We start from the raw sequence: 25,424 nt of genomic DNA on the forward strand, positions 1-25,424 counted from the left end.
GACATTCCCCTCCCTTCCCTCCCGGAGTCGTCTATGTCGGCATGGCGTCATATCAGTCTGTGGATGAACCAACTGGACGACGACCTCGTCCCGCGCCCGGCCCTGCACGGCGCCCTGGACGTCGACGTGGCCATCGCCGGCGCCGGCTACACCGGACTGTGGACCGCCTACTACCTGAAGCAGCGCGCGCCGCAGCTGAAGGTCGCCATCGTCGAAGCGGAAACCGCCGGCTTCGGCGCCTCGGGCCGCAACGGCGGCTGGCTGATGGGCAATCTCCTGGGCGAGGACCGCCTGCTCGCCGGGCTTGCGCCGGAACAGCGCCGCGCTTCCTACGACCTGCTGCACGACATCCCCGACGAAGTCGCCCGCGTACTGCAACGCGAAGGCATCGCCTGCGACTACCGCAAGGGCGGCGTGCTCTACACCGCCGCGCGCTACCCGGAGCAGGAAACCCGCCTGCGCGAGTACCTCGCGCACCTCTACGCCGAGGGCCTGACCGAGGACGATTACCGCTGGCTCAACGCCAGTCAGCTCGCCGAGCAACTGCGCATTCCCAGCGCGCTGGGCGCCATCCACACCCCGCACTGCGCCACCATCGACCCGGCCAAGCTGGTCCGTGGCCTGGCCCGCGCCGTGGAACGCCAGGGCGTGCAGATCTTCGAGAAGAGCCGCGTCACCCACTGGGCGCCCGGCCTGCTGCGCACCGACCAGGGCGAGCTGAAGGCGCACTGGGTGGTGCCGGCCATCGAAGGCTACGCCGCCGACCTGCCGCCGCTGGGCAACTACCAGTTGCCGGTGCAGAGCCTGCTGGTGGCCACCGAGCCGCTGCCCGAAGCGGCCTGGGCCGAGATCGGCCTGGAGAACGGCCAGGCCTTCAGCGAGTTCAGTCGCCAGGTCACCTATGGCCAGCGCACCGCCGACAACCGCCTGGCCTTCGGCGCCCGTGGCGGCTATCGCTTCGGCGGCCGGCTGCGCACCGATTTCAGCCTGACCGACGATGAAGTGGGGCTGCGCCGTTACCTGTTCGGCGAACTCTTCCCACGCCTGAAAGACGTCCGCATCACCCATACCTGGGGCGGCAATCTCGGCATGTCGCGACGTTTCCACCCGCACATGCTGATCGACCGCCGCAACGGCATCGCCCTCTCCGGCGGCTACGGCGGCGAAGGCGTCGGCGCCACCAACCTGGGTGGCCGCACCCTGGCCGACCTGATCCTCGGCCAGCAGAGCGAACTGACCCGGCAGCCCTGGGTGATCGACGACCGCCGCGTGCAGGACGGCCTGCGCGGCTGGGAGCCCGAGCCCTGCCGCTGGCTGGGTTACAACGCGATCATCCGCAGTTTCGTGCACGAAGACGAAGTGTTGGCCAACCCGCACAGCGCCCCGTGGCGCCGCCGCCTGGCGGAAAAGCTCGCCGCGACGATGGAAGGCCTGATGACCTGGAAGGTCGGCTGATCAGCCGTCAGAGTCTGTTCACGATCTCGCGAGCTAGAGCAGAACAAGGCGCAACGACCAACGGGAGTAACAGCCGAAGGCTGGCCCGAAGGGCGAGCGCCAGCGAGTCAAACATGCGAGGAAGCGGAGTTTACGAGCTGTAAATGAGCATTCCGAGCCTGTTTTTAACGCAGTTATGCCGACGCGCAGCAGATCGTGGACAGGCTCTTAGAAGAAACCCACTGGAGCCCCCAATGAAACTCACCCACCTGAAGAACACCGCCCATGCCGAACTCGGCGCCGCCACTCCGGTCGCCGTGCCGCTGGGCGAGCCGGTATCGGAAACCCGCGTGGAATCCATCGAGCGCAGCGACCGCGTGGAAACCGGCATCTGGGAATGCACCCCCGGCCGCTGGCGCCGGCAGATCGTCGAGCAGGAGTTCTGCCACTTCATCTCCGGCCGCGGCACCTTCACCCCGGACGACGGCGGCGAGATCATCGCCTTCCAGGCCGGCGACGCCTTCCTGCTGCCGCAGAACAGCCTGGGCGTGTGGGATATCCAGGAAACCGTGCGCAAGACCTACGTGATCATCGAGCGCGATTGACCTGCTTTTCGTAGGAGCGAGCGTGCTCGCGAATAGGACTTACCGGCAGCAACGGAGCTGGACGGGTTCGCGAGCAAGCGCGCGCCTACAGGAATAGGCGTCCGCACCGGAACCGGCGCGTAGCTGCGATCCAGCGCGCCAGATCCCCTCAGAACTCCCCGTGCCGCCCTTTCCCGTCGGCAAAACGCTTCGCCCCCTCCACCGTCTCGCCGCTCTGGACCACCGTCATCCCGCCCTGAAATTCATTGGCCAGCGCCACGTCGAAGGACAGGTTCCACTGCGTGAAAACGCTGTCCCGGTCGGCCAGCATGCAGCGCTGGGGAAACTCGGCGATCTCCCGCGCCAGCTCCTCCGCCGTTTCCAGCGCCTGCCCGCGCGGCACCACGCGGTTGGCCAGGCCCATCGTCAGTGCTTCGTGCGCCCCGACCGGACGGCCGGTGAGGATCATGTCCAGCGCCCGCCCCTGGCCGATGATGCGCGGCAGCCGCACGGTGCCGCCGTCGATCAGCGGCACCCCGAAGCGCCGGCAGAACACCCCGCACACCGCGTCCTCGGCCATCACCCGCAGATCGGCCAGCAGCGCCAGTTCCAGCCCGCCCGCCACGGCGTAGCCTTCGATGGCGGCGATCAGCGGTTTGGACAGTTGCATGCGGCTCGGCCCCATCGGCCCGTCGCCCTCGGTCTCCAGGCGATTGCGCCGCTCGCCGTCCTCGGCCACCGCCGCCAGGTCGGCGCCCGCACAGAAGGTACCGCCGGCGCCGGTGAGTACCGCGACCCGCGCCTCCCGATCCTGCTCGAAATCGCGCAAGGCATCGGCCAGCGCCTGGGCGGTGGGCCGGTCGACCGCATTGCGTACCGCCGGCCGGGCGATGACCAGGGTGGTGACCGGGCCGTTCCTCTCGATAATCACACTCATGGCGAACTCCTCAGGGCCTGTTTACGGTCTAGCAGGCAAGCACCGTAGGCACCAATGCAAAGGGCCGACTTCATGCCGACCCTTTGCACCTTACTGCGTCCACCGCCGCGGAACAGCCCCACTGGCCATTCCGCCGGTCAGGCTGGCCGGATCAACCGGCGTATTTCTGCAGGTTCGCCATCATCTCGCGCAGCGCCTCGACGTTGTCCGCCGGGTGCGCGGCGTTGTCGAAGTCACAGATCTGCGCAAAGTTGGCCGCTACGTCCTCGACACTGAAGCCCTTGCGCGGGTCGAAGCCCACGCCCAGGCTGCGCTCCCAGCGGACCTTGCCGATCCAGCCGCCACCGACCTCGAACAGGCCGGAGGTTTCCTGGCAGGCCTCGCTGCCCAGGTACACCACCAGCGGGCTGACCAGTTCGGGCTTGAGCGCCTCGAACACCTGCGGCGGAATCAGGCCTTCGGTCATGCGGGTGCCGCCGGTGGGGGCGATGGCGTTGACGAAGATGTTGTTCTTGCGGCCTTCGATGGCCAGGTTGCGGGTCAGGCCGTAGAGGCCCAGCTTGGCCATGCCGTAGTTGCTCTGGCCGAAGTTGCCGTAGATGCCGGAGGTGGACGAGGTGAAGATCACCCGGCCATAGCCCTGCTCGCGCATGAACGGCCAGGCGGCGCGGGTCACCTTGTAGGCGCCTTCGACGTGGACCTTGTAGACCAGGTCCCAGTCGGCGTCTTCCATCTTGTGGAAGGTCTTGTCGCGCAGGATGCCGGCATTGTTCACCACCACGTCGATGCGGCCGAACTCCTCGACAGCCTGGCGGACGATCTTCTCGCCGTCGGTCACCGAGTCGTGGTTGGCGATGGCGGTGCCGCCGGCTTCGCGGATTTCCGCCACCACGCGGTCGGCAGCCGAGGCGCTGGCGCCTTCGCCGTGAGTGCTGCCACCCAGGTCGTTCACCACCACCTTGGCGCCATGCCTGGCGAACAGCAGGGCGTGGGCACGGCCGATACCACCACCGGCTCCGGTAACGATCACGACTTTTCCGTCGAAACGCAGGGCATCACTCATGGCTGGAACTCCAGGCAGGTCTGTTTTTTCGAAGTGTCCAGCAGTCACGATTCGGTCACAAGCAAGACGACCAGGGCGAATGGTGTCCAATAAGGCAGGGGGATGATCAGCGCAGCGGCAGGTTCACGTCCTCGCGCGGGCCGAGCTTGAACAGCCACCAGTCGTATTCGCCCCAGAACAGCAACAGACCCACCGCCAGCAACAGTGCCGCAACGGCACCGGCGGCGGGCAGCCAGTGCCGGATCAGCCAGGCGAAATAGCAACCGGCCGCACCGCCGGCCAGCAACAGGAGCAGCAGGGGTACGGCGACCCAGGCGAAGTCCCGGCGCAGGTGCAGCAGTACCCGGTACAGCAACGAACCCTGCGGCTGGCGAACGGGAATGATGACTCTGAGCGGCATGGCGGCGATCTCTGGCTGGAAAGACCCACAACGCTACGTGCGCAGGACAACGCCGAGCCATCAGCCCATTCCGATATGGGCGAGGATCAATCCGAATCTACGGCGTCCGCTCCTGACGAAACGCCAGATAATGCTCCAGCACCCGCTCCGGTGCCTCGACCTGCGGGTAGTGGCCGATGCCGTCGAGCAGCACGGTATCCGGCTGCGGGATCAGTTCCCGGTAGCGCGCCACCATGTGCGCACCGGAAATCGGGTCGAGCGGCCCATCGATCACCCGCAGCGGCACCCGCGTGCGCTGCATGGCGCCGACCCAGCGCTCACGGTGTTCGCGGCGGTCGAGGATGTAGTGGATCAGCCGGTGCATCACGCGCTGCCCGTCGTTATGCCGGATCAGGCTCCAGAAGCTGTCCAGTTCCTCCGCCGAGGGCTGCGTTCGCGGGCCGAAGACCTTGGCGAAGTTCTGCGCCAGTCGCCGGCGGTCGAACAGTCGGCCGAATACGCCGCCCAGCGGGCTGAGCAGCAGCTTCTGCGACAGCACCGCACGGTGGGTTTCCGGGAACAGTCCACCATTGAGGAACACGCACGACGCCACACGCAAACGCCCATCCTCGTGCCTGGCCAACAGTTCCTGACCGACGCTGTTGCCATAGTCGTGCACCAGCAGGTGAATCGGCTCGCGCACCTTCAGGTGCTCCAGCAACGCCTGCTGCAACTCGGCCTGTTCGTGGATGCGGTAGTCGTGCCCGCGCGGTTTGGCGGAGTCGCCGAAGCCGAGCATGTCGCAGGCGATCACCCGGTAGCGCTCGGCCAGCGGGCGCCACAGGTAATGCCAGTCCCAGGAGGCAGTGGGGAAGCCGTGGATCAGCAGCAGCGGCTCGCCGCTGCCGGCGCTCCAGTAGCGGATGTCGTGGCCCCGAAAGGTGAAGGAGCGGCCCTGTGCGCGCCAGTCGCACAGGGCGATGCCGGGCAGGCCCATCAGTCACGGTAGCCGGGGTTCTGCTGGTCCAGCTTGCGCAGCAACGCCGGCCACGCCAGCGCGCCGCCCAGGCCCTGCTTGCTGCGGGTGACGCCGGCCGCCATCGCCATTGCGCCGTCGAGAATCTGCTGCGGGATCATGATCAACTCGGCGCCGCCGCCCTGGGCCAGCACCTGGATTTCGCAGGCGCGCTGCAGGACGAACATCATCAGGAAGGTGTCGGCGATGGTCGGCCCGCAGCTCAGCAGGCCGTGGTTGGGCAGGATCATGAAGCCGGCCTCGCCCAGGTCCGCCTGCAGGCGCGCCTTCTCATCGTGGTTCAGCGCCACACCCTCGTAGCCGTGGTAGGCAAGGCTTGCGAGCACGAACAGCGACTGCTGGGAAATCGGCAGCAGGCCCTGCTTCTGCGCGGAGACGGCGATGCCGGCGGCGGTGTGGGTGTGCAGCACGCAGGAGACGTCGTGGCGGACTTCGTGGACGGCGCTGTGGATGGTGTAGCCGGCCGGGTTGATCTCGTAGGGGCTGTCCATCAGCTTCTTGCCGGAGACATCGACCTTCACCAGGCTGGACGCGGTGATCTCGTGGAACATCATGCCGAAGGGGTTGATCAGGAAGTCTTCGGTGCCGGGTACCTTGGCGGAGATATGGGTGAAGATCAGGTCATCCCAGCCGTGCATCGCGATCAGTCGGTAGCAGGCGGCCAGATCGACACGGGTCTGCCATTCGGCGGCGGAGACCTGCTCCTTGACGTTCACGGTGGGCAGCGGGTGTGCGGCGTGCATGGTCGGTAGCCTCTTCGTTGTTGTTGTTCGATGGCGCAGTCTAGTCAGCGTGACGCAGAATGGACTGTCACGGAACTGACAGTTGCACGTGCCGACGTCTGGCGAATGCCTGCCCATAAGCGCAGGCGAAGACACCGCCTTGCGCGATCTTGCGCGACGGATGTCCCCGCCTATAGTGGATAGAGTCACCCCTACTGCACCGGCGGAGTTCGGCGCAACGGCGACTCCCTCCAGAAGCGGCGTCCAGATGGTGCCGCAGGCAACTCGCCCCTCAGGGCCGGCGGAAGCGTGCCCCTCTCCACCCCCTGCCCGAGTGCCGTCCACGGCCCCAATCCGCCTGGAAACATTTCGCAATACCTTTTGCAGTGCCCTTCGAGAGTAGTACCCGGGAGTCGGGAGGAGACTCCATGCCGGTCAACGAGGATGTCCCGTGAAGAAGACCGCCATCATGCAGCCCTATTTCTTTCCGTACCTGGGCTATTTCAGCCTGATCAAGCACACCGACCTGTTCGTCCTGTTCGACACGGTGCAGTACATCCACCACGGCTGGATCGAGCGCAACCGCATCCTCAAGCCGCAGGACGGCTGGCTGTACATTCGCGTGCCGCGCGTCAAGCATCACCGCGAGACGCTGATCAAGGACGTGCGCCTGGACAACCGCCAGGACTGGCGGCGCAGTTTCTTTTCGCAATTGGAGGTGTACCGCAAGGTCGCACCGCACTACCACGACGTGCGGGAAATGATCGCAACGGCGCTGGACCACCCGTTCGACGACATCGTCTCGCTGAACAAGACCACCCTGGAGGCAACCTGCGCCTACCTGGGCTTCCCCCGGCAGATGCCGGTGCTCTCGCGCATGGACCTGTCCCTGCAGCGCCCGCAGGCGCCGGACGAGTGGGCGCTGAATATCTGCAAGGCGCTGGAGGGCGTGGAGGAATACTGGAACCCGCCGGGCGGGCAGAGCTTCTTCGACCGCGGCAAGTACCAGGCGGCCGGGCTGACACTGCGCTTCCAGGAACCCAGGCTCGTCCCCTACGACCAGAAGCGCCCGACCTTCGAGGCGGGCTTGTCGATCATCGACGTGATGATGTTCAACTCCCCCGCCGATACCTCCCGCATGCTCGATGCCTACGAGCTCAGTTGATCACAGGCACCACACCAGGACCGGCGCCAGCAGCAGGTTGAACAGCCCGGTCAGGACCATCAGCAGCCCCGCCGCCGAACCTTCTTCTCCCCCGAACTCGTAAGCCCGGCTGGTACCCGCGCCGTGGGCGCCGACCCCCAGCAGCGCGCCGCGCGCCAGGGTCGAGCGCAGTCGCAGCAGGCGCATCAGCACGCCGCCCACCAGGGCGCCGAACACCCCGGTGATCATCACGAAGGCAGCCGTCAGATCCGGCACGCCCCCCAGGTCATGGGACATTTCCATCGCGAACGGCGTGGTGATCGAGCGCGGCAGCAGGGACAGGGTCACCTGACCATCCAGCGCCAGGGCATGGGCCAGCGCCCAGGAGCTGCCGATGGCCACGGTCGAGCCGGCGAGCATGCCGGTCAGCAGCGCCGGCCAATGGCGGGCGAGCAAGGCGCGCTGCTGCCAGATCGGAATGGCGAAGGCCACCGTGGCCGGGCCGAGCAGTGCGACCAGCCAGCGGGTGTCGCGGGCATAGTCGGCATAATGCGCGTGCAGCGGGATCGCCAGGGCGAACAGCAGCGCCGGCACGAAGACGATGGGTGACAGCCAGTACTGCTGGAAACGGCGGTAGAGGGTACGGCTGAGCAGGTAACCGCCGAGGGTGACGGCCAACCAGAACAGGGCTTGCTTATCGAGGCTCATGGCGCGATCTCCAGCGGCACATCCACTCCACCGCCAGGGCGGTGGACAGCATCACCATCACGGTACTGGCGGTGATCACCAGCAGAATCTTCCAACCCTCGCTGCGCAGCAGCGGGCCGTAGTCCAGCAGGCTCATCAGCGCGGGGATGAAGAACAGCAGCATCTCCGCCAGCAGCAGGCCGGCGCCGCCCTGCAGCAGGGCCGGGCGAATCGCCCCACAGGCGAACAGCATCAGCAGCAGCGCCAGGCCGATCACCCCGCCCGGCAACGGCAGGCCGGTGAGGGTGGCGATCCAGCCGCCGAGCCACCAGAAGGCGACCAGAACGGCAAGTTCGAGAAACAGGCGGGCGGCGCGGCGAAACATGGCAGCGGTCTCGATACGTTGAGTGGGTGGAAAATCGGTTGGGAATGGCGCAAAGCCTACTCCCGCGCCTATCATCCCTAAAGCGAATAGATCGAATCGGAGCCATTCCAGAATGGAATTCAAGCAACTGCGCGCCTTCGCCGAAGTGGTGCGCCAGGGCAGCTTCACCCAGGCGGCGGTACACCTGAATGCCAGCCAGTCGGCGGTCAGCAAGCAGATCGCCCAGCTGGAGCAGAGCCTGCGCGTGCAACTGCTGGAACGCAGCGGCCCGCACGTGAGCCTCACCGCCGCCGGCGAGCTGGTGCTGCGCCGCGCCGAGGACATGCTGCGCCTGCGCCGCGAACTGCTCACCGAACTGGATGACCTCAGCCGCCTGCACCGTGGCGAACTGCGCCTGGGATTACCGCTGCTGGGCGCCGACGCCCTGTTCGCCGGACGCTTCGCCGAGTACCGGCGGCGCTATCCGAATATCGCCGTGCACCTGATCGAGGGCGGCAGCAAGACGATGGAGGAGCTGGTCCACCGCGGCGAACTGGAACTGGGCGGCGGTCTCACCCCGGAAGACCCGGCCTTCGACCACCAGCCGTTCTGCAACGAACCGCTGGACGCCCTGCTCCCCGCCGATCACCCGCTGGCGACGCGGGAAAGCCTGAGCCTGGTGGAGCTGGCCGATACGCCGTTCCTGCTCTACCAGCAGAGTTTCACCCTCAACGACCGCCTGCTGCGCGCCTGCCGCGAAGCCGGTTTCGAGCCGCGCGAGGGTGGCCGCAGCGGGCAGGCGGACTTCCTCGGCGCGCTGGTCGCCGCCGGGCAAGGCGTGGTGCTGCTGCCACGGGTGGTGGCCGAGGAACTGGAGCGTCCGGGGGTGGTGCGCGTGCTGCTCCGCGAGCCGGAGCTGCGCTGGGACATCAGCTTCATCTGGCGGCGCGATGCGTACCTGTCGAATGCGGCCAAGGCCTGGCTGGATCTGATGCGGGAGATGCCGTTGCATCCGCTGGGGTCGGCGTGATGCGGGTTCGCGGGCAAGCTCGCTCCTACAGGTTAGCCTCTGTGCCGAGCCCGCCCTTGTAGGAGCGAGCTTGCTCGCGAACCGCTTTACAGCAGCTCCGCGAACTCCCCGACCAATCGCGGCCACGCTCGCTGCGCCTCGCTGTCATCGGCCAGCAGCCTGAACCCGCCGAACTCGAACGCCGGCGATACCGTGCAGCCCACCAACACGTAATCCCCCCGGCAACGCGCCGCCTGCCAGGCATGGGCGGGCACCGCGCGTTGCGGCAGGCTGCCCTCGCCCACCGGGCCGAGGCGTTCGATGCGTACAGGAGTGTCCGGCCGCTCGGCCACCAGCAGGTCCAGCGGCCCGCCTTCGTGGTAATGCCACAACTCATCGGCGTCGATACGGTGCCAGCGGCTGACTGTGCCGCCGGGCAGCAGGAAGAAGATGGCCGAGGATTGCTGGCGGCCATCGGCGCCCGTCAGGGTCGAATCGAACACGCGGCGGTAGAAACCGCCCTCGGGGTGCGGGGCGAGCCCCAGCGTGTCGATCAGATAACGGGCGCGGGGATGCATCAGGCTTTCAGCGCGGCGATGAACTCGGCAATCCACGGCTCGGAGTCGGTCTCCTGGTCGACCGTCTCGCTGCCGTCCAGGCGCAGCATCGGCACCACTTCGCGCATGCCCAGCTCCACCAGCAGTTCGCGTACCTGCTCGCCGCCGCCGCAATAGGTGTCGCCGTAGCTGGAATCGCCCAGGGCGATCACGCCGCCCGGACGGTCGCGCCAGTCCGGCAGGCGATCGCGCAGCGCGTAGTACAGCGGCTGGAAGGTGTCCGGCAGGTCGCCCATGCCGGTGGTCGAGGTCACCACCAGAAGCGCCTCGGGGGCGAAGGCCAGCAGGCCGTCGAGGGTCACGCGCGGATCGTGCCAGGCTTCGAAACCGGCCGCGTCGAGCAGGCGCTTGGCGTGGCGCGCGACCTCTTCGGCGGTGCCGTAGACCGAGCCGGACAGAATGGCGACTTTCATGATCACTCCCACAAGGCAAGACAAGGCCTCCCATTATGCCCCATCCGTGCCCGGCCGCGCCGGGGCTGGTATAGTTTTGCCCTACCCGGCCGCTCGGATATTCCCCTGCGCGCCGTTTTCCCCGACTTCACGAGGCGCGCATGGGCAACACCCCGGCTCCCATCCTGATCACCGGCGCCAGCCAGCGCATCGGCCTGCACTGCGCGAAACGCCTGCTGCAGGACGGCCAGCCGGTGATCGTGACCTATCGCCAGGACAAGCCCGGCGTCGATGAGCTGCGCCAGTTGGGCGCCACCTGCCTGCACGCGGAGCTGGCCGACGAAGCCGGCATCCTCGCCTTCATCGACACGCTGAAATCCCGCACCGACCACCTGCGCGCGATCGTCCACAACGCCTCGGCCTGGATCAGCGAAGAGCCCGGCCTTGAGGCGGACGCCTTCGGCGAACTGTTCCGCCTGCACATGCTCGCGCCCTACCTGATCAACCTGCGTTGCGCCGAACTGCTCGAACGCGACGCCGTCGAACGTGGCGCCCCGGCGGACATCATCCACCTCTCCGACGACGTCGCCCGCAAGGGCAGCGCCAATCGCATCGCCTACTGCGCCAGCAAGGCCGGCCTGGACAACCTCACCCTGTCCTTCGCCGCGCGCTTCGCGCCGCGCATCAAGGTCAACGGCATCGCGCCGGCCCTGATCCTGTTCAACGAAGGCGACGACGCGGACTACCGAGTGCGCACCCTGGCGAAATCCGCCCTGGGCATCGAACCGGGCGCGGAGGTGATCTACCAGAGCGTGCGCTACCTGCTCGACAGCCCCTACGTGACCGGCACCACCCTGACCGTCAACGGCGGCCGGCACCTCAAATGACCCGCCCGGCGCGGGCGCGAGGAATCCCACCATGATCGAAGACATGTCTCGCCACTACCGTGAGATTCTCAAAGGGCTCGGCGAAGACCCCGGCCGCGAGGGCCTGCTCGACACACCCAAGCGCGCCGCCAAGGCCATGCAGTACCTTTGCCACGGTTACGAGCAGACGCTGGGAGAGATCGTCAACGGCGCGCTGTTCGCCTCGGACAACGACGAGGTGGTGATCGTCAAGGACATCGAGCTCTACTCGCTGTGCGAACACCACCTGCTGCCCTTCATCGGCAAGGCCCATGTGGCGTACATTCCCACCGGCAAGGTGCTGGGCCTGTCGAAAGTGGCGCGCATCGTCGACATGTTCGCGCGCCGCCTGCAGATCCAGGAAAGCCTGACCCGGCAGATCGCCGAGGCCATCGAGCAGGTCACCAGCGCCGCCGGCGTGGCGGTGGTGATCGAAGCGCAGCACATGTGCATGATGATGCGCGGCGTGGAGAAACAGAACTCGGTGATGAACACTTCGGTGATGCTCGGCGCCTTCCGCGAGTCCAACACCACCCGCCAGGAATTTCTGCAACTGATCGGACGGAGCAAGTGAAATGACGCGACTGGAGCCAGGCATGGCGCGAATCCGGGTCAAGGATCTGCGCGTGCGCACCTACATCGGCATCAAGGAGGACGAAATCCTCAACAAGCAGGATGTGCTGATCAACCTCACAATCCTCTACCCGGCCGGCGATGCGGTGCAGGTCAACGACATCGACCACGCCCTGAACTACCGCACCATCACCAAGGCGATCATCGCCCACGTGGAGGAAAACCGCTTCGCCCTGCTCGAGCGCCTGACCCAGGAACTGCTCGACCTGGTGATGAGCAACCCGGCCGTGCGCTACGCCGAAGTGGAGGTCGACAAGCCCCACGCCCTGCGTTTCGCCGAGTCGGTGTCCATCGCGCTGGCCGCCCAACGCTGACCGGGCAGTCGAGCATTCTGCACGCCCGTGCCAGCCGGCCAACGGGCGTTGCTGGCAGATCGCTGGCCTCCTAGAATCTCGACAGCCCCGCCATGCGCCTCTGTTGCGCCCACTGAGAGACACGCCATGACCGAGCCCACCCATCTGACCGAAGAACAACGCACGGAACTCGAGGCCGCCGCCTTCCGCACCCTGGTGCAGCACCTGCGTACCCGCAAGGACGTGCAGAACATCGATCTGATGAATCTTGCCGGCTTCTGCCGCAACTGCCTGTCCAAGTGGTACAAGGCTGCGGCGGACGACATGGGACTGGACGTCAGCCCTGACCAGGCCCGCGAAGAGATCTACGGCATGCCTTACGCCGAATGGAAGGCCAAGTACCAGAAGGAAGCGACGCCCGAACAGCAGGCGGCCTTCGATAACGCGAAAAAGCACTGACGAGTTTGCCTTGATGACCCTCAACGATTTTCGCGCGCGCCTGCGCAGCGAGCAGCACCTGTTCACCGACACCCTCGCGTACATCGCCGAGCACTACAGCTACACCCCCAGCGCCTTCAGCAACGGCAGCGTGGAAAACCCCGCCGGGCAGAACGAAGGTTCCTGCAAGACCCTGGGTTTTGCGATTCTCGAAGGCCTGAGCCAGGAAGAGTCGCTGCTGGCGTTCGGCGAGCACTACCGCGCCGTGCGTGAGAACCCCGAAGGCACCGACCACGCCAACATCCGCGCCCTGCAGAGCACCGGCCTGGCCGGCGTCAACTTCGAGCGCCAGCCGCTGTCGCGTCGCGGCTGAGTTGTCTGGCTCGATGAATAAGCCCCGCTGATGCGGGGCTTTTTCATTTCGCGCGCCACGGTCTGCACCTGTAGGAGCGAGCTTGCTCGCGAACCTGCAAGGCACGGTGCCAGATCGTTCGCGAGCAAGCTCGCTCCTACAGGTTGCCCGTACGCCGATCACAGCGGTGGATAACGCTGATGCGTTATACGGCCTGCCAAGAACATCCCGCCTCGCCGAGCAGAAAAGAAAAAGGCCCCGCAAGCGGGGCCTCTTCCTGCACGCCGGCTCTTCGGGCCGTTACAGGGAATCCAGGTAACGCTCGACGTCCAGCGCGGCCATGCAGCCGGCGCCGGCGGAGGTGATCGCCTGGCGGTAGACGTGGTCGGCCACGTCGCCGGCAGCGAACACACCGGGAATGTTGGTGGCGGTGGCGTTACCTTCGCGGCCGCCGTTGACCACCAGGTAGCCGTCCTTCAATGCCAACTGGCCTTCGAACAGCGAGGTGTTGGGCGTATGGCCGATGGCGACGAACAGGCCATCCACCGGTAGCTCCGACGTCCCGCCATCGTTGTGGCGCAGGCGCACGCCGGTAACCCCCATGTCGTCGCCCAGCACCTCGTCGACCTGCGCATTCACGCGCAGCTCGATCTTGCCCTCGGCCACTCGGGCACGCAGCTTGTCCTGCAGGATCTTCTCGGCGCGGAAACTGTCGCGGCGGTGCACCAGGGTCACCTTGCTGGCGATGTTGGCCAGGTACAGCGCCTCTTCCACGGCGGTATTGCCGCCCCCGACCACCGCCACCTCGCGGTTGCGGTAGAAGAAGCCGTCGCAGGTCGCGCAGGCGGACACGCCCTTGCCCATGAACGACTCTTCCGAGGGCAGCCCCAGGTATCGCGCGCTGGCGCCGGTGGCGATGATCAGCGCATCCGCCGTGTAGGTGCCGCTGTCGCCCTTGAGCACGAAGGGCTTGCCCGCCAGGTCGACGCCGTGAATGTGATCGAAGACGATCTCCGTCTCGAAGCGCTCGGCGTGTTCCTGCATGCGCTGCATCAGCGCGGGTCCGGTGAGCCCGTGGGGATCGCCGGGCCAGTTGTCGACTTCGGTGGTGGTGGTCAACTGGCCGCCGGCCTGCAGGCCGGTGATCAGCAGCGGCTTGAGGTTGGCGCGAGCGGCGTAGACCGCGGCGCTGTATCCGGCCGGACCGGAACCCAGGATGATGACCCGCGCGTGGCGATTCTCGGACATCGCAGCCTCCTTTTTCAGCTAAAGAGAGTCAGACAAGGAAAGTCAGGCAAAAGAAAAGGGAGCTGCCAAAGTACCAGGGGGAAGGTTGGGAGGAACGGCAGCTCCTCTGAAAGGTTTCTTGCGCAGGACCGCATGGCCTGGAGACCGTGGACGATGCGGCGTGGTCTGAACCACGGAATCCATTGTCCCGCGGAGTTTCCCAGTGCCGTTGAGATAAGTCAGGCGTATCCTGATTTTCCATTGATCCTGCGCAATTCGACTTGGGGCGGAGCTTACAGCTCAGACTCATGCCTACAGAAATGCCCTTTCCCAATTCACCCAATAGCCCTTGTCTATGCACCACGCATCTCCCTTCGGGCTGACTAGACTCAAGCCAACGCTCAAGGTCCCTTCAGTCCCCGCATGAATCTTCGCGCCCGCCTGCTCCTGCTGTTCCTGCCCCTGTTCGCCGCCAGCCTGGCCGGGGTCTGGATGCTGTCCGACATGATCCTGCTCGACCGTTTCGACCGCGGCGACCGCCAGCGCCTGGCCGACGAGGTGCGCATCGTCCACAAGCGCATCGGCTTCGAGAAGAAACGCTTCCTCGACATCGTGCGCAGCTACGCCCAGTGGGACAGCAGCTATGCCTTCATGCAGAAACCCGATCCGAAGTTCGTCGAGGAGAACCTCGAAGTCGACATGCTCGGCTTCCTCAGCTTCGACTACGTGCTGTACGTCGACCGCCAGGGCCGGGTCGTCGGCCAGCAATGGAAGCTCGACGACCTGCCCGGCCGCTTCCCCGGCGCCTCCATGCCCAGCCCGGAAACCCTGCGGCGCGACATCCTGAAAACCGCCCTCGCGCTCGGCGCCCTCGACATCCAGGGCAATACGCGGCACAGCATCGACCAACTGGTGCAGATCGACGGTGTGCCGCAACTGCTGCTGAGCTACCCGATCAGCGATACCGCCGGCCACGCCGAACCCGCCGGCGCGCTGATCGCCGGCGTGCTGTTCGACAAGGAACGGATGGCCGCCCTGGAGAACCAGATGGGCGCGCGCCTGCACCTGGCCAACGACTCCAGCCCCGACAGCAGTTGGCGACCGCTGAACATTCCCAGCAATCGCGGTACCACCCTGCTCAGCCCCCGCCAGTTGCTCGGCAAGAACGCCCAGCAGATGTCGCTGCTGTACCTGAGCTCCCAGGGCCAGCCGCAGATGCGGCTCGACGTGGTCAGCCCGCGCCCGCTCTACCAGCAGGGCCGACAGTCCATCCGCCTGTTCCTCTACCAGGCCCTGGCCCTGCTGGCCACCGCCATGCTGCTGGCCTACCTGGCGCTGGAGTTCTGGATCATCCGTCGCGTGCGTACGCTCAACCGCGAGGTCTCGAACATCGGCCCGGAGGACCACCAGCAACGTCTCGGCAACCTGGGCAACGACGAACTCGGCCATCTCGCCGGCGAGATGAACCACATGCTCGACCGCCTGGAACAGAGCGAGGCGCGGGACCGGGCGATCCTCGACGCGATCCGCGACGGCTACTTCGAGATGGACGACAACGGCATCCTGCTCACCGTCAACGCCGCGCTGTGCCGGATGCTGGGCTATTCGACACAGGAGGTCGCCGGCCGCCACTACAGCGTGCTGCTGCTTGACGAGGACGCCCGCCGCGCCCAGGAACTCTACGTCCAGGTACGCGACGAACAGCGCGAAACCACCTTCTCCGCCCCCTTCCGCTGCCGCGACGGCCGGCTGCTCAACTGCGAGACGCGCTGCTCGGCGATCCTCGACCACCAAGGCCTGTTCCGCGGCTTCCGCGGCATCCTGCGCGACATCAGCCAGCACGTTGCCTACCAGAACCAACTGATCGACCTGGCCTTCCGCGACGCCGTGACCGGCCTGGGCAACCGCAAGGCCTTCGACGAGCAGTTGCCCGCCTCGATCACCCGCTGCGAGCGCGTTGCGCTGCTGTACATCGACCTGGATCGGTTCAAACAGGTCAACGACAACTTCGGCCACGCCGCCGGCGATGCCCTGCTGGCCGCCGTCGGGGAGCGCCTGCACAATAGCCTGCGGCAACCGGACCAGGCTTTCCGCCTGGGTGGCGATGAGTTCGCCGTGCTGCTGGAAAACGCCGAACCGCCGCAGGCCGAAAGCCTGGGCATGCGCCTGCTGCGGGTGCTGGGCAGTCCCTACGAGCTAGGCGGCCAGACCATCGACTTCGTCACGCCGAGCATCGGTATCGCGTTTTATCCACAGGACGCGAGCGATCCCGAAAGCCTCACCCGCGCCGCCGACAGCGCCATGTACCAGGCCAAGCAGGAGCGCAACCGCTGCCAACGCTACAGCCGCGCCTGAACTGCCACACACCCGGCAAAACAGACGGCTCGCCGGCCCTTCGCCGGGTCTGCTAAGGTCGCAAGCGCTTTACCCTTGGAGAGTTTCCTGGAGAGTCCCATGTCTACCCTGAGCGGCCCGCAATACCTCGGCGAAGGCCTGAAACTGATGATGCGCCCCGGTCTGCGGCTGTTCGTCCTGCTGCCGCTGAGCATCAACCTCATCCTGTTCATCGGCCTGATCGGTTTTGCCATCAACCAGTTCAGCCACTGGGTCGACTGGCTGATGCCGAGCCTGCCGGAGTGGCTGAGCTTCCTGCAGTTCATCCTCTGGCCGCTGTTCGTCACGCTGGTGCTGCTGATCGTATTCTTCACCTTCACCCTGATCGCCAACCTGATCGCCGCACCCTTCAACGGCTTCCTCGCGGAAAAGGTCGAAGTGGTGGTGCGCGGCACCGACGATTTCCCGGCCTTCAGCTGGGCCGAACTGATGGCGATGGTGCCGCGCACCATCGGCCGCGAACTGCGCAAGCTCGGCTACTTCCTGCCGCGCGCCATCGCGCTGTTCATCCTCAGCCTGATCCCCGGCCTGAACCTGATCGCCGCGCCGCTCTGGCTGCTGTTCGGCGTGTGGATGATGGCCGTGCAGTACATCGACTACCCGGCGGACAACCACAAGCTGGGCTGGAACGAAATGCTCGCCTGGCTGCGCAGCAAGCGCTGGGCCTGTATGGGCTTCGGCGGCATCACTTACCTGGTGCTGCTGATCCCGCTGGTCAACCTGGTCGCCATGCCCGCCGCCGTGGCCGGCGCGGTGCTGTTCTGGGTACGTGAAGGCGGCGACCAGGCGCTGGTGAAGTAATCACCGACGCCGCCCGAGCCGCTGTCACCTATCGATCATCGCTCTGTCATCGGCGCGCCACCGGGCGCCGGGACACTGCGAGCATGACCACGACTCCCCTGCGCATCGCGCTGATCAGCGAAACCTTTCCGCCGGAAATCAACGGCGTCGCCAACACCCTGGGCCGGCTGGCTTCGGGGCTGTTGCGCCTCGGACACCAGATCCAGGTGGTACGGCCGCGGCAGCAGGGCGACGGCGGCCGCCACAGCGACGCCGAGCTGGTGCTCACACGTGGCTGGCCGCTGCCCGGTTACCCCGGCCTGCAATGGGGCCAGTCCTGCCTGCACAAGCTGCTGCGCCACTGGAAGGGCGTGCGTCCCGACGTGCTCTACATCGCCACCGAAGGCCCGCTGGGCCTCGCCGCGCTGCGCGCCGCGCGGCGCCTGCGGATCCCGGTGATCAGCGGCTTCCACACCAATTTCCAGCAGTACAGCGCGCACTATGGTTTCGGCCCGCTGATGCGCCTGGTGACGCTGTACCTGCGCTGGTTCCACAACCGTACCCAGCAGACCCTGGTGCCCAGCGTCAGCCAGTCCTTGGAGTTGCAGCGACGCGGTTTCGAACGCCTGGCGCAGCTTTCGCGCGGCGTCGACAGCCAACTGTTCAACCCCGCCCGGCGCGACGAGACGCTGCGCCGTGAATGGGGCCTGGGCGAACGCGACATCGCCGTGCTGCACGTTGGTCGGCTGGCGGCGGAGAAGAACCTGTCGCTGCTGGGCAGCAGCTTCCGCGCCCTGTGCGCGGCGCACCCGCAGCTCAAGCTGCGCCTGGTGATAGTCGGCGACGGCCCGCAGCGCACGCACCTGCAGAAGGAACTGCCCGAAGCCGTGTTCTGCGGCCTGCAGCGCGGCGAGGAACTGGCCCGGCACTACGCCAGCGGCGACCTGTTCCTGTTCCCCAGCCTGTCGGAAACCTTCGGCAACGTGGTACTGGAAGCCCTGGCCTCAGGGTTGGCCGTGGTGGCGTTCGACCAGGCGGCGGCGGGCCAGCACATCCGTCACGGGCACAACGGCACCCTGGCGACGCCGGGCGACACCGAAGGCTTCTTCGAGGCGGCCAGTTGGCTGCTGGAAGACCCGGAGCGTCTGCGCCGAGTGCGGCTGAACGCCCGTCATCACGCCAGCCATCAGGCCTGGGATACGGTGGTGGAGCGCTTCGAAAGCTACCTGCAGGAAGCCTGCCGCCTGGCGCTGCACGGGAAGACCGCCACCGGCCTGGGGCCGGTGGGAGGCTCCTCCGTGCACAAGTGAGGCTCAGGCGAAGGGCTTGGGCTCCGCCGCGAACGACAGGCTCATGGCGCCGGCGCCCAGGTTGATGCCACCGGTGGGGCTGAGCATCGCCAGGTGCACCTGCACGCCCTTGGCCTGGCAGGCCGCTTCCAGCGCAGCGAAACCGGGCAGGTCGCGCAGCGCGGAAGGGTCGCCGGCATAGCTGAGGCACATCTGCGGCGCCAGCAGCTCACCCGCCTCGACCCGCGCACGGGCGAAGTTGAGCAGGCGCTCGGCGGACTTCTCGTAGTTGGGCGACACCGACACCGGCTTGTCCTCGCCCTGCACCAGGCTCAGCACTGGCTTCATATCGAGCATCGAGCCGATACCGAGGAAAGCGCCACGCAGGCGGTCGCCGATGCTGCTGCGGTCACCCTTCTGGAAGCCGCGGCGGTGGATATGTCCCAGGTCGCTGGCAACCAGGAAGGTGTTCATCTGCTGGCTGAGCTGCTCCAGGCGCGTGCGCACGGCATTGGGGTGCTGGTCCTCGCCGAGCAGGCGCGCGCCCTCGGCGGCCAGCACGGCAAGGCCGGCGAACACCGTATGGCTGTCGATCACCCGCAGCGCAAAGGGCCCGGCGATGCCGGCGGCAGCGCGGCGCTCCTTGTAGCTCTGCAGCAGGCTGAAGGAGGCCTGGGTGGCGTGCTCGAAGATCGGGCTGCGCTGGCGGGTGACGGTCAGGCAGATGACATAATCGAAATCGGTGACCAGTTGCTCCAGGAACCAGTCGTGGGTCTGCGCCGGCGTCAGCGGTTCGCTGCCGTCCTCGGGGCCGACCTTGGGCAGGTCCTGCGAATAGAACCGCAAGGTGGTGTCGGGATCGCGATCATCGACGATGCGCCGCTCCCCCAGGCGAATACCGATGGGCAGGACACGAATGTTGTGGGCGGCGAGAAACTCGGGGGGCAGGTCACAGGTTGCATCGACCACCAAGCCGATCCGCATGTCTTACTCCTATGGCCGTATCCCGGCCTATTGTTGTGTGAACGCGGTCATACAATGCCCGTTTCGGACCATGAAGTCAGCATGCGGAAAGGTGGGTCTCGGAAAAGTTTTGTAAACGCCTAGGACGGGGTTTTCAGATCATTCAGATCATCAATACCGCGCCATAAACGGCGCGCACCTTGTAGGAGCGAGCTTGCTCGCGAACATGCCCCGCAGCGGAGGTTGGTTCGCGAGCAAGCTCGCTCCTACGAAAAGCCAAAAACCCCTGGCACCGTCGGCGCCAGGGGCTTTTCACATTCGCGAATCAGGCCAGCGACATCAGCGCATCGCGGCTGAAGGGCTTGATGTCCTCCAGGCGGCCGTCACGCACTTTCACTGCCCAGTCCGGGTCGACCAGCAGGGCGCGACCGACGGCCACCAGGTCGAACTCTTCCTTGTTCAGGCGCTCCAGCAGCCCGTCGATACCCGACGGCTGCGCGACTTCCTCGGTGTTGCCGAAGAAGGCGAGGAACTCGCTGCCATCCAGGCCGACGTTACCGACGGTGATGGTCGGCTTGCCGGTGAGCTGGCGGGTCCAGCCGGCCAGGTTGAGGTCGGAGCCTTCGAACTCGGGAATCCAGAAGCGGCGGGTGGAGCAGTGGAAGATGTCCACCCCGGCATCCGACAGCGGCTTGAGGAAGGCTTCCAGTTCCTCGGCAGTCTGCACCAGGCGGGCGCTGTAGTCCTGCTGCTTCCACTGGGAGAAGCGGAAGATGATCGGGTAGTCGGGGCCGACAGCCGCGCGCACGGCCTGGATCAGCTCGATGGCGAAGCGCGAACGGTTGGCCAGGCTGCCACCGTATTCGTCGGTACGCTTGTTGCTGCCGTCCCAGAAGAACTGGTCGATCAGGTAGCCGTGGGCGCCGTGGATTTCCACGCCGTCCATGCCGATGGCCTTGGCGTCGCGGGCGGCCTGGGCGAAGGCGGCGATGACTTCCTGGATATCTTCCCTGGTCATTTCATGGACCAGCACGGTGCCGTCCTTGACCTTGCCGCTGGGGCCATAGCCGGGGACGCTGGCGTCCGGCTCGGTGCCCAGGCGGCGCACGGCGCCGACGTGCCAGAGTTGCGGGACGATCTTGCCGCCTTCGGCGTGCACCGCATCGACCACCTGCTTCCAGCCGGCCAGGGCGTCTTCACCGTAGAACCGCGGCACGTTCGGGTAACCGTTGGCGGCCTTGTGGTTGACCGTGGTGCCCTCGGTGACGATCAGGCCGACGCCGGCGGCGGCACGGCGTCGGTAGTACTCGACCACCTGCGCGTGAGGCACGCCGCCCGGGCTGAAGTTGCGGGTCATCGGCGCCATCACGATGCGCGTGGGCAGTTCCAGGCCGCCCAGGCGGAAGGGCGAGAACAGGGTGTCTACGGATGCGGTCATTGAGGTCTCCATGACGACCAGGCGACCGGTCGTCTCGCTTTTTTGGAAAAGAAAATGATGACTCAGGCAGATCAGGCCTGAAGCAGGTGCTCCAGGCGTTCGATAAAGCGCTCCACCGGTTTGAGCGAGGCACTGACTTTCATCCGCGCCAGCACGCCCTGCCAGGCGTTGCCGATGAACTCGGCCAGGTGCTCGACGTTCTCCGCTGCCGGCAGCTCCCCGGCGTGCCGGGCCTCGTCGAGGCAACCGCGCAGGGTGTCGATGGACTGCTGGAGGATGCCGTCGACCCGTTCGGCGATGGCCGGCGACAGCTCGGCCATCTCGAAGCTCAGGCTGCCGATGAAGCAGTGGTATTCGAGCTTCTCCTGGCGGGCGAAGTGCGCCAGCAGTTCGCGGTAATAGGTGAGGATGCGCGCACGCGGGCCCAGTGCCGGGTTGCCCAGCGCCTCGGCGTAGCGGGCCAGGCGCGGTGCGTACAGATGCTCCAGGGCCTGCAGGGCGAAGTCCTCCTTGCTCTCGAAGTAGTGGTAGAAGGAGCCCTTGGGGATGCCGGCGGCCTGGACGATGTCCTGCACGCCGGTGCCGTGGTAGCCGCAACGGGTCATCGCCAGGGAGCCCTTGGCGAGGATCAGGTCACGCTTGTCGAGTCGGATGCTGTTCATGGGGCACGAGAATATGACCGGTCGTCTCGTTTTTCCCAGCATCATTGATCGTGGTGATCATCCTCCCAAACCACCGCTGCGTTAGCGGAGGTTCCGCCTCGTCGCGATCAGTGCCAGCTGACGCGCTGCTCCAACGGGAAGCGCAGGCGCGAGTTGTAGACACCGTTGTCGGCAGCGCGGCCCACCGCCAGCAGCATGATCGGCACCGCGCGGCGGGGCATCGACAGCACCTTGCGCAGCCGCACGTCGTCGAAGCCCTCCATCGGGCAGGTCGCATAGCCGTGGCTCTGCAGGGCGAGCATCAGGTTCTGCGCCGCCAGCGCGGTGGATTTCACCGCCCACAGGCGCATCTCGGCGTGGCTGTTGGGCTGGCGCATCAGCGCACGGCGCAGGCCGAGCACCGAGAACAGCACGCGCTTGAACAGCCCGCGCCAGCCAAGCACACCCTGGTTGTACTGGAAGGGTGCGGTACGTCGATAGAACTCCCGCACTTTCTCCGGCACCTGCGGCTCCGGCCATTGCTCGAGGATCGCGGCGCAGGACTCACGCCAGGTATCCGGCCGCGCCAGCACGGCGATCAGCACCGGCGCCGTGCGCGCCGCATTCTGCCCCAGGCAGACCGGCACCAGTTTCCGGCGCAGCGCCGGATCGCGGATCACCTGGAAGCTCCACGGCTGCAGGTTGCAGGCATTGGGCGCGAGCACCGCCTGTTCCAGGCAGTCGCGCAGCACGGCATCCGGCACGGGTTCGTCAAGGAAGCGTCGCACCGCGCGGCGCTGTTCGATCAACACGCGCAGCGCATCGGGCGTGGCAGGCAGGCAGGACGACTCGGCGGCAAAACGGCTCATGACTGGCTCCTCGGGCAGGTCGCCCCAATTAAGCCGTCACGCACGGCACGGAACAAGTCGAGAGGGAGAAATGCCGGCGGGATTGGCGCAAGCGCCCTCTCCCGCCGCAGCGAGTCAGGCGCCCAGCGCCTTCTCGATGGCCTGAACCAGTGCAGGATCATCCGGCGCGGTGCGCGGACTGAAGCGCACCAGCACGCGGCCGTCCGGGCCGAGCAGGAATTTTTCGAAATTCCAGGTGATGTCGCCGGGGAACTCGGCGCCCTCGCCGGCCAGCAGCCGGTACAGCGGATGGCGTTCCGAACCGTTGACGTCCAGCTTGGAGGACATCGGGAAACTGACCCCGTAGTTCAGCGAACAGAACGACTGGATCTCGGCTTCGCTACCCGGCTCCTGCCCGGCGAACTGGTTGCACGGCAGGCCGAGGACCACGAAACCCTGGTCCTTGTATTGCTGGTAGAGCTTCTCCAGACCGGCGTACTGCGGGGTCAGGCCGCACTTCGAGGCGACGTTGACCACTAGCACGACCTTGCCCTTGAGCGGGGACAGCGGCAGATCCTGGCCGTCGAGACCTTCCAGCGTCAGATCGTGAAAAGCGCTCATTGCTTGCTCCTTGAAGAAGTAGGCACAACGTGCCCGCGCAGGGGCGGACAGCGCGTCCGTCGCTCTGCACAATCCCAGTCGATACGGGAAAAATGCCCTGGCATTCTTTGCTGTTGAAGCGGACTGCATGAGAAAGGCGCCCTAAGGCGCCTTTCACGATTGAGCGTAGCAGCTCAATGATGGCTCCACCGGTCGTACCCGACCGGCGAATGCGATCAGTGGTGGTGACCACCTTCGCCGTGGATGTGGCCGTGGGCGACTTCTTCGGCGGAAGCGTCGCGCACGTTGACCACCTTCACCTTGAAGTTCAGGCGCTGGCCGGCCAGCGGGTGGTTGCCGTCGACGATCACGTCATCGCCCTCGATATCGCGGATGGTGACGATCTGCATGCCGCCGTCCGGAGCGGAAGCGTGGAACTGCATGCCGACTTCCAGCTCGTCCACGCCTTCGAACATTTCACGGGTCAGGGTGGCGACCAGCTCGGCGCTGTACTCGCCGTAGGCGTCGGCCGGCTCGACGGTCACGTCCAGCTCGTCACCGACCTGCTTGCCTTCCAGGGCCTTTTCCAGGCCGCCGATGATGTTGTGGGCACCGTGCAGGTAGACCAGCGGAGCGCCGCCAGCGGAGCTGTCGATGACCTCACCTGCGTCGTTGGTCAGGGTATAGTCGATGGAAACCGCCTTGTTGGCCGCGATCTGCATGGTTCGAAACCTATCTGATATAGAAGTTGAGCGCGTAAGTTTACGCGGCGACGTCCCCGAATGCGACCCGAAGACGGACGGACGGGATGACGCGGCCCCGCCGCGCCTGCTTGACTTTCATCAGGACGGAGACGGCCACTGGGTGGCAGTCTTGTCCTGCGGCCACACCCAGCACCTGCGCCACCAGCCACCGTGGCAATCCAGGCCCTGGGTGCTGGACGCGCAACAGCGCAAGGCGCAGATCGGCCGCTGGTTCCCCTGTGGCTGGTGCGCCAAGGAATCCGACAGCAACAAGGAGTAGGCATGCCGGCACGCAATATCCTGGTGATCAACTGCGGCAGTTCGTCGATCAAGTTCGCCCTGGTTCGAGAGGGGCGCGACGATTTCATTCTCCACGGCCTGGCGGAGCGCCTCGGCGCCAACGGCGCCAGCCTGCGCTGGCAGGGCGAGACGGACGAGCAGCCGCAGACCCTGGAGCTGCCCGGCGCCGACCACAAGGCCGCCCTCGCCCGCCTGCTGCCGCTGGTGAACGAAGCCGCCCAGGGCGAGCTGCACGCCATCGGCCACCGCGTGGTGCACGGCGGCGAACGCTTCACCCAGGCCTCGCGCCTGACCGACGAAGTGCTCAGCGCGATCCGCGAGACCTCGCCCCTGGCCCCGCTGCATAATCCGGCGAACCTGGTGGGCATCGACGCCGCCCTGGCGCTCTACCCGGACCTGCCGCACATCGCCGTGTTCGACACCGCCTTCCACCAGAGCCTGCCCGAGCGCGCCTACCGCTACGCCATCCCCGAGCCGCTGTACCGCGAGCAGCATGTGCGCCGCTACGGTTTCCACGGCACCAGCCATCGCTATGTCAGCCACAAGGCGGCCGAGATGAGCGGGCTGGCAGTGGGCGACAGCTACTGGCTGTCCGCGCACCTGGGCAACGGCAGCTCCACCTGCGCCATCGCCAACGGCCAGAGCCGCGACACCAGCATGGGCCTGACCCCGCTGGAAGGGCTGATGATGGGCACCCGCTCCGGCGACGTCGACCCGAACCTGCACAGCCACCTGGCGCGCACCCTGGGCTGGAGCCTGGAGAAGATCGACCACATGCTCAACCATGACAGCGGCCTGCTCGGCCTGTCGGGACTGTCCAACGACATGCGCACCCTGGAGCATGCCCGCGAGCAGGGCCACGCCAATGCGGCGCTGGCCATCGAAGTATTCTGTTACCGATTGGCCAAGTCCCTGGCCTCGCTGACCTGTGCGCTGCCGCGGCTGGACGGCATCATCTTCACCGGCGGCATCGGCGAGAACTCGGCGCTGGTGCGCAACCTGACGGTCAAGCACCTGCATGTGCTCAACCTGGAGCTCGACGGCGAAGCCAACGCCCGCTGCGTGCGCGGCGTCGGCGGGCCGATCCACCTGCCGGGCCATCCCCGCGTGCTGGTGATCCCCACCAACGAGGAAAAGCAGATCGCACTCGACACCCTGGCCGTACTCGACTGAAGATTCACCGGTTGTGCCCCACAAGGGCAACTCCCACTC

The 25,424-nt window shown here is 66.4% G+C and carries 30 protein-coding genes; 14 read left to right on the forward strand and 16 right to left on the reverse strand.

Going from position 1 to position 25,424, the window contains the following annotated elements; all coding sequences use genetic code 11:
• Positions 1 to 33: 33 nt before the first annotated feature.
• On the forward strand, positions 34 to 1,455 hold the full coding sequence (locus H681_RS19935) for an NAD(P)/FAD-dependent oxidoreductase (protein WP_015478697.1): 1,422 nt from the start codon (positions 34 to 36) through the stop codon (positions 1,453 to 1,455).
• 233 nt (positions 1,456 to 1,688) lie between these two features.
• Entirely contained in the window at positions 1,689 to 2,039 is a 351-nt protein-coding gene (locus H681_RS19940; protein WP_015478698.1) for a cupin domain-containing protein, read from the forward strand.
• A 148-nt stretch (positions 2,040 to 2,187) separates the two neighbouring features.
• Here the strand turns inward: H681_RS19940 and H681_RS19945 are convergent, their stop codons facing one another.
• The 5 genes from H681_RS19945 to H681_RS19965 all read right to left on the reverse strand — a co-directional run bounded on the left by H681_RS19945 (position 2,188) and on the right by H681_RS19965 (position 6,176).
• Positions 2,188 to 2,955, reverse strand: a complete 768-nt coding sequence (locus H681_RS19945) for a crotonase/enoyl-CoA hydratase family protein (RefSeq protein WP_015478699.1) — start codon at positions 2,953 to 2,955, stop codon at positions 2,188 to 2,190.
• A gap of 151 nt (positions 2,956 to 3,106) precedes the next feature.
• Positions 3,107 to 4,018 carry an SDR family oxidoreductase gene (locus tag H681_RS19950; protein ID WP_015478700.1) on the reverse strand — a complete coding sequence of 304 codons (912 nt, stop codon included), beginning with the start codon at positions 4,016 to 4,018 and terminating at the stop codon, positions 3,107 to 3,109.
• 106 nt (positions 4,019 to 4,124) lie between these two features.
• Positions 4,125 to 4,418 carry a hypothetical protein gene (locus H681_RS19955; RefSeq protein ID WP_015478701.1) on the reverse strand — a complete coding sequence of 98 codons (294 nt, stop codon included), beginning with the start codon at positions 4,416 to 4,418 and terminating at the stop codon, positions 4,125 to 4,127.
• Positions 4,419 to 4,515: 97 nt separating this feature from the next.
• Positions 4,516 to 5,394, reverse strand: a complete 879-nt coding sequence (locus H681_RS19960; RefSeq protein WP_015478702.1) for an alpha/beta fold hydrolase — start codon at positions 5,392 to 5,394, stop codon at positions 4,516 to 4,518.
• Positions 5,394 to 6,176, reverse strand: coding sequence for a class II aldolase/adducin family protein (locus H681_RS19965; RefSeq protein ID WP_015478703.1), 783 nt, complete (start codon positions 6,174 to 6,176; stop codon positions 5,394 to 5,396). The genes H681_RS19960 and H681_RS19965 overlap by 1 nt, the downstream gene beginning before the upstream one ends.
• 430 nt (positions 6,177 to 6,606) lie before the next feature.
• Between H681_RS19965 and H681_RS19970 the strand changes: the two genes are divergently transcribed.
• On the forward strand, positions 6,607 to 7,320 hold the full coding sequence (locus H681_RS19970; protein WP_015478704.1) for a WbqC family protein: 714 nt from the start codon (positions 6,607 to 6,609) through the stop codon (positions 7,318 to 7,320).
• Here the strand turns inward: H681_RS19970 and H681_RS19975 are convergent, their stop codons facing one another.
• A complete protein-coding gene (locus H681_RS19975) occupies positions 7,321 to 8,007 on the reverse strand; it encodes an LrgB family protein (protein ID WP_015478705.1) in 687 nt (228 codons plus the stop codon).
• Positions 7,994 to 8,371, reverse strand: a complete 378-nt coding sequence (locus tag H681_RS19980; RefSeq protein WP_015478706.1) for a CidA/LrgA family protein — start codon at positions 8,369 to 8,371, stop codon at positions 7,994 to 7,996. Before H681_RS19980 ends, H681_RS19975 begins: the two co-directional genes overlap by 14 nt.
• 112 nt (positions 8,372 to 8,483) lie before the next feature.
• Between H681_RS19980 and H681_RS19985 the strand changes: the two genes are divergently transcribed.
• Positions 8,484 to 9,380, forward strand: coding sequence for a LysR family transcriptional regulator (locus H681_RS19985; RefSeq protein WP_015478707.1), 897 nt, complete (start codon positions 8,484 to 8,486; stop codon positions 9,378 to 9,380).
• Positions 9,381 to 9,466: 86 nt separating this feature from the next.
• On the opposite strand, the gene H681_RS19990 is transcribed toward H681_RS19985, so the two are convergent.
• On the reverse strand, positions 9,467 to 9,973 hold the full coding sequence (locus H681_RS19990; protein WP_236620493.1) for a cupin domain-containing protein: 507 nt from the start codon (positions 9,971 to 9,973) through the stop codon (positions 9,467 to 9,469).
• Complete coding sequence (locus tag H681_RS19995) at positions 9,937 to 10,389, reverse strand: flavodoxin (protein WP_015478709.1); 453 nt, start codon at positions 10,387 to 10,389, stop codon at positions 9,937 to 9,939. The genes H681_RS19990 and H681_RS19995 overlap by 37 nt, the downstream gene beginning before the upstream one ends.
• Before the next feature lie 140 nt (positions 10,390 to 10,529).
• Here H681_RS19995 and folM point away from each other — a divergent pair, with 140 nt between their 5' ends.
• The 5 genes from folM to H681_RS20020 all read left to right on the forward strand — a co-directional run bounded on the left by folM (position 10,530) and on the right by H681_RS20020 (position 13,010).
• Complete coding sequence (gene folM, locus H681_RS20000; protein ID WP_015478710.1) at positions 10,530 to 11,255, forward strand: dihydromonapterin reductase; 726 nt, start codon at positions 10,530 to 10,532, stop codon at positions 11,253 to 11,255.
• Between the two features lie 31 nt (positions 11,256 to 11,286).
• Entirely contained in the window at positions 11,287 to 11,847 is a 561-nt protein-coding gene (folE, locus tag H681_RS20005) for a GTP cyclohydrolase I FolE (protein WP_041712168.1), read from the forward strand.
• 1 nt (position 11,848) lies between these two features.
• A complete protein-coding gene (gene folX, locus H681_RS20010; RefSeq protein ID WP_015478712.1) occupies positions 11,849 to 12,220 on the forward strand; it encodes a dihydroneopterin triphosphate 2'-epimerase in 372 nt (123 codons plus the stop codon).
• A gap of 126 nt (positions 12,221 to 12,346) precedes the next feature.
• The gene (locus H681_RS20015) at positions 12,347 to 12,658 is read left to right on the forward strand and encodes a DUF1244 domain-containing protein (RefSeq protein WP_015478713.1); all 312 of its coding nucleotides are present in this window, start codon (positions 12,347 to 12,349) and stop codon (positions 12,656 to 12,658) included.
• Between the two features lie 13 nt (positions 12,659 to 12,671).
• Positions 12,672 to 13,010, forward strand: a complete 339-nt coding sequence (locus tag H681_RS20020; protein ID WP_015478714.1) for a HopJ type III effector protein — start codon at positions 12,672 to 12,674, stop codon at positions 13,008 to 13,010.
• 279 nt (positions 13,011 to 13,289) lie between these two features.
• On the opposite strand, the gene trxB is transcribed toward H681_RS20020, so the two are convergent.
• Complete coding sequence (gene trxB, locus H681_RS20025; RefSeq protein WP_015478715.1) at positions 13,290 to 14,237, reverse strand: thioredoxin-disulfide reductase; 948 nt, start codon at positions 14,235 to 14,237, stop codon at positions 13,290 to 13,292.
• A 402-nt stretch (positions 14,238 to 14,639) separates the two neighbouring features.
• Between trxB and H681_RS20030 the strand changes: the two genes are divergently transcribed.
• The 3 genes from H681_RS20030 (at position 14,640) to H681_RS20040 (ending at position 18,700) form a co-directional block, all read left to right on the forward strand.
• A complete protein-coding gene (locus H681_RS20030; RefSeq protein WP_015478716.1) occupies positions 14,640 to 16,571 on the forward strand; it encodes a sensor domain-containing diguanylate cyclase in 1,932 nt (643 codons plus the stop codon).
• A gap of 99 nt (positions 16,572 to 16,670) precedes the next feature.
• Positions 16,671 to 17,411: a sulfate transporter CysZ gene (gene cysZ, locus H681_RS20035; protein WP_015478717.1), complete on the forward strand. Its 741-nt coding sequence runs from the start codon at positions 16,671 to 16,673 to the stop codon at positions 17,409 to 17,411.
• Between the two features lie 83 nt (positions 17,412 to 17,494).
• Complete coding sequence (locus tag H681_RS20040; protein WP_015478718.1) at positions 17,495 to 18,700, forward strand: glycosyltransferase family 4 protein; 1,206 nt, start codon at positions 17,495 to 17,497, stop codon at positions 18,698 to 18,700.
• A gap of 3 nt (positions 18,701 to 18,703) precedes the next feature.
• On the opposite strand, the gene H681_RS20045 is transcribed toward H681_RS20040, so the two are convergent.
• The 6 genes from H681_RS20045 to H681_RS20070 form a co-directional block, all read right to left on the reverse strand.
• Positions 18,704 to 19,663: a DegV family protein gene (locus H681_RS20045; RefSeq protein WP_015478719.1), complete on the reverse strand. Its 960-nt coding sequence runs from the start codon at positions 19,661 to 19,663 to the stop codon at positions 18,704 to 18,706.
• Between the two features lie 304 nt (positions 19,664 to 19,967).
• Positions 19,968 to 21,080: an NADH:flavin oxidoreductase gene (locus tag H681_RS20050; protein WP_015478720.1), complete on the reverse strand. Its 1,113-nt coding sequence runs from the start codon at positions 21,078 to 21,080 to the stop codon at positions 19,968 to 19,970.
• Between the two features lie 71 nt (positions 21,081 to 21,151).
• Positions 21,152 to 21,742: a TetR/AcrR family transcriptional regulator gene (locus tag H681_RS20055; protein WP_015478721.1), complete on the reverse strand. Its 591-nt coding sequence runs from the start codon at positions 21,740 to 21,742 to the stop codon at positions 21,152 to 21,154.
• A gap of 107 nt (positions 21,743 to 21,849) precedes the next feature.
• Positions 21,850 to 22,590, reverse strand: coding sequence for a nitroreductase family protein (locus H681_RS20060; protein ID WP_015478722.1), 741 nt, complete (start codon positions 22,588 to 22,590; stop codon positions 21,850 to 21,852).
• A gap of 114 nt (positions 22,591 to 22,704) precedes the next feature.
• The gene (locus H681_RS20065; RefSeq protein ID WP_015478723.1) at positions 22,705 to 23,190 is read right to left on the reverse strand and encodes a glutathione peroxidase; all 486 of its coding nucleotides are present in this window, start codon (positions 23,188 to 23,190) and stop codon (positions 22,705 to 22,707) included.
• A 215-nt stretch (positions 23,191 to 23,405) separates the two neighbouring features.
• Entirely contained in the window at positions 23,406 to 23,891 is a 486-nt protein-coding gene (locus H681_RS20070; protein WP_015478724.1) for an FKBP-type peptidyl-prolyl cis-trans isomerase, read from the reverse strand.
• On the opposite strand from H681_RS20070, the gene H681_RS20075 reads away from it, so the two are divergent.
• Positions 23,860 to 24,192 carry a DUF3565 domain-containing protein gene (locus tag H681_RS20075; protein ID WP_167650137.1) on the forward strand — a complete coding sequence of 111 codons (333 nt, stop codon included), beginning with the start codon at positions 23,860 to 23,862 and terminating at the stop codon, positions 24,190 to 24,192. The genes H681_RS20070 and H681_RS20075 overlap by 32 nt on opposite strands.
• A 2-nt stretch (positions 24,193 to 24,194) precedes the next feature.
• Positions 24,195 to 25,385: an acetate kinase gene (locus tag H681_RS20080; protein ID WP_015478726.1), complete on the forward strand. Its 1,191-nt coding sequence runs from the start codon at positions 24,195 to 24,197 to the stop codon at positions 25,383 to 25,385.
• The last annotated feature ends 39 nt before the right edge of the window (positions 25,386 to 25,424 follow it).

Origin of the sequence: Pseudomonas sp. ATCC 13867 (assembly GCF_000349845.1) — a bacterium.
Lineage (GTDB): Bacteria > Pseudomonadota > Gammaproteobacteria > Pseudomonadales > Pseudomonadaceae > Pseudomonas.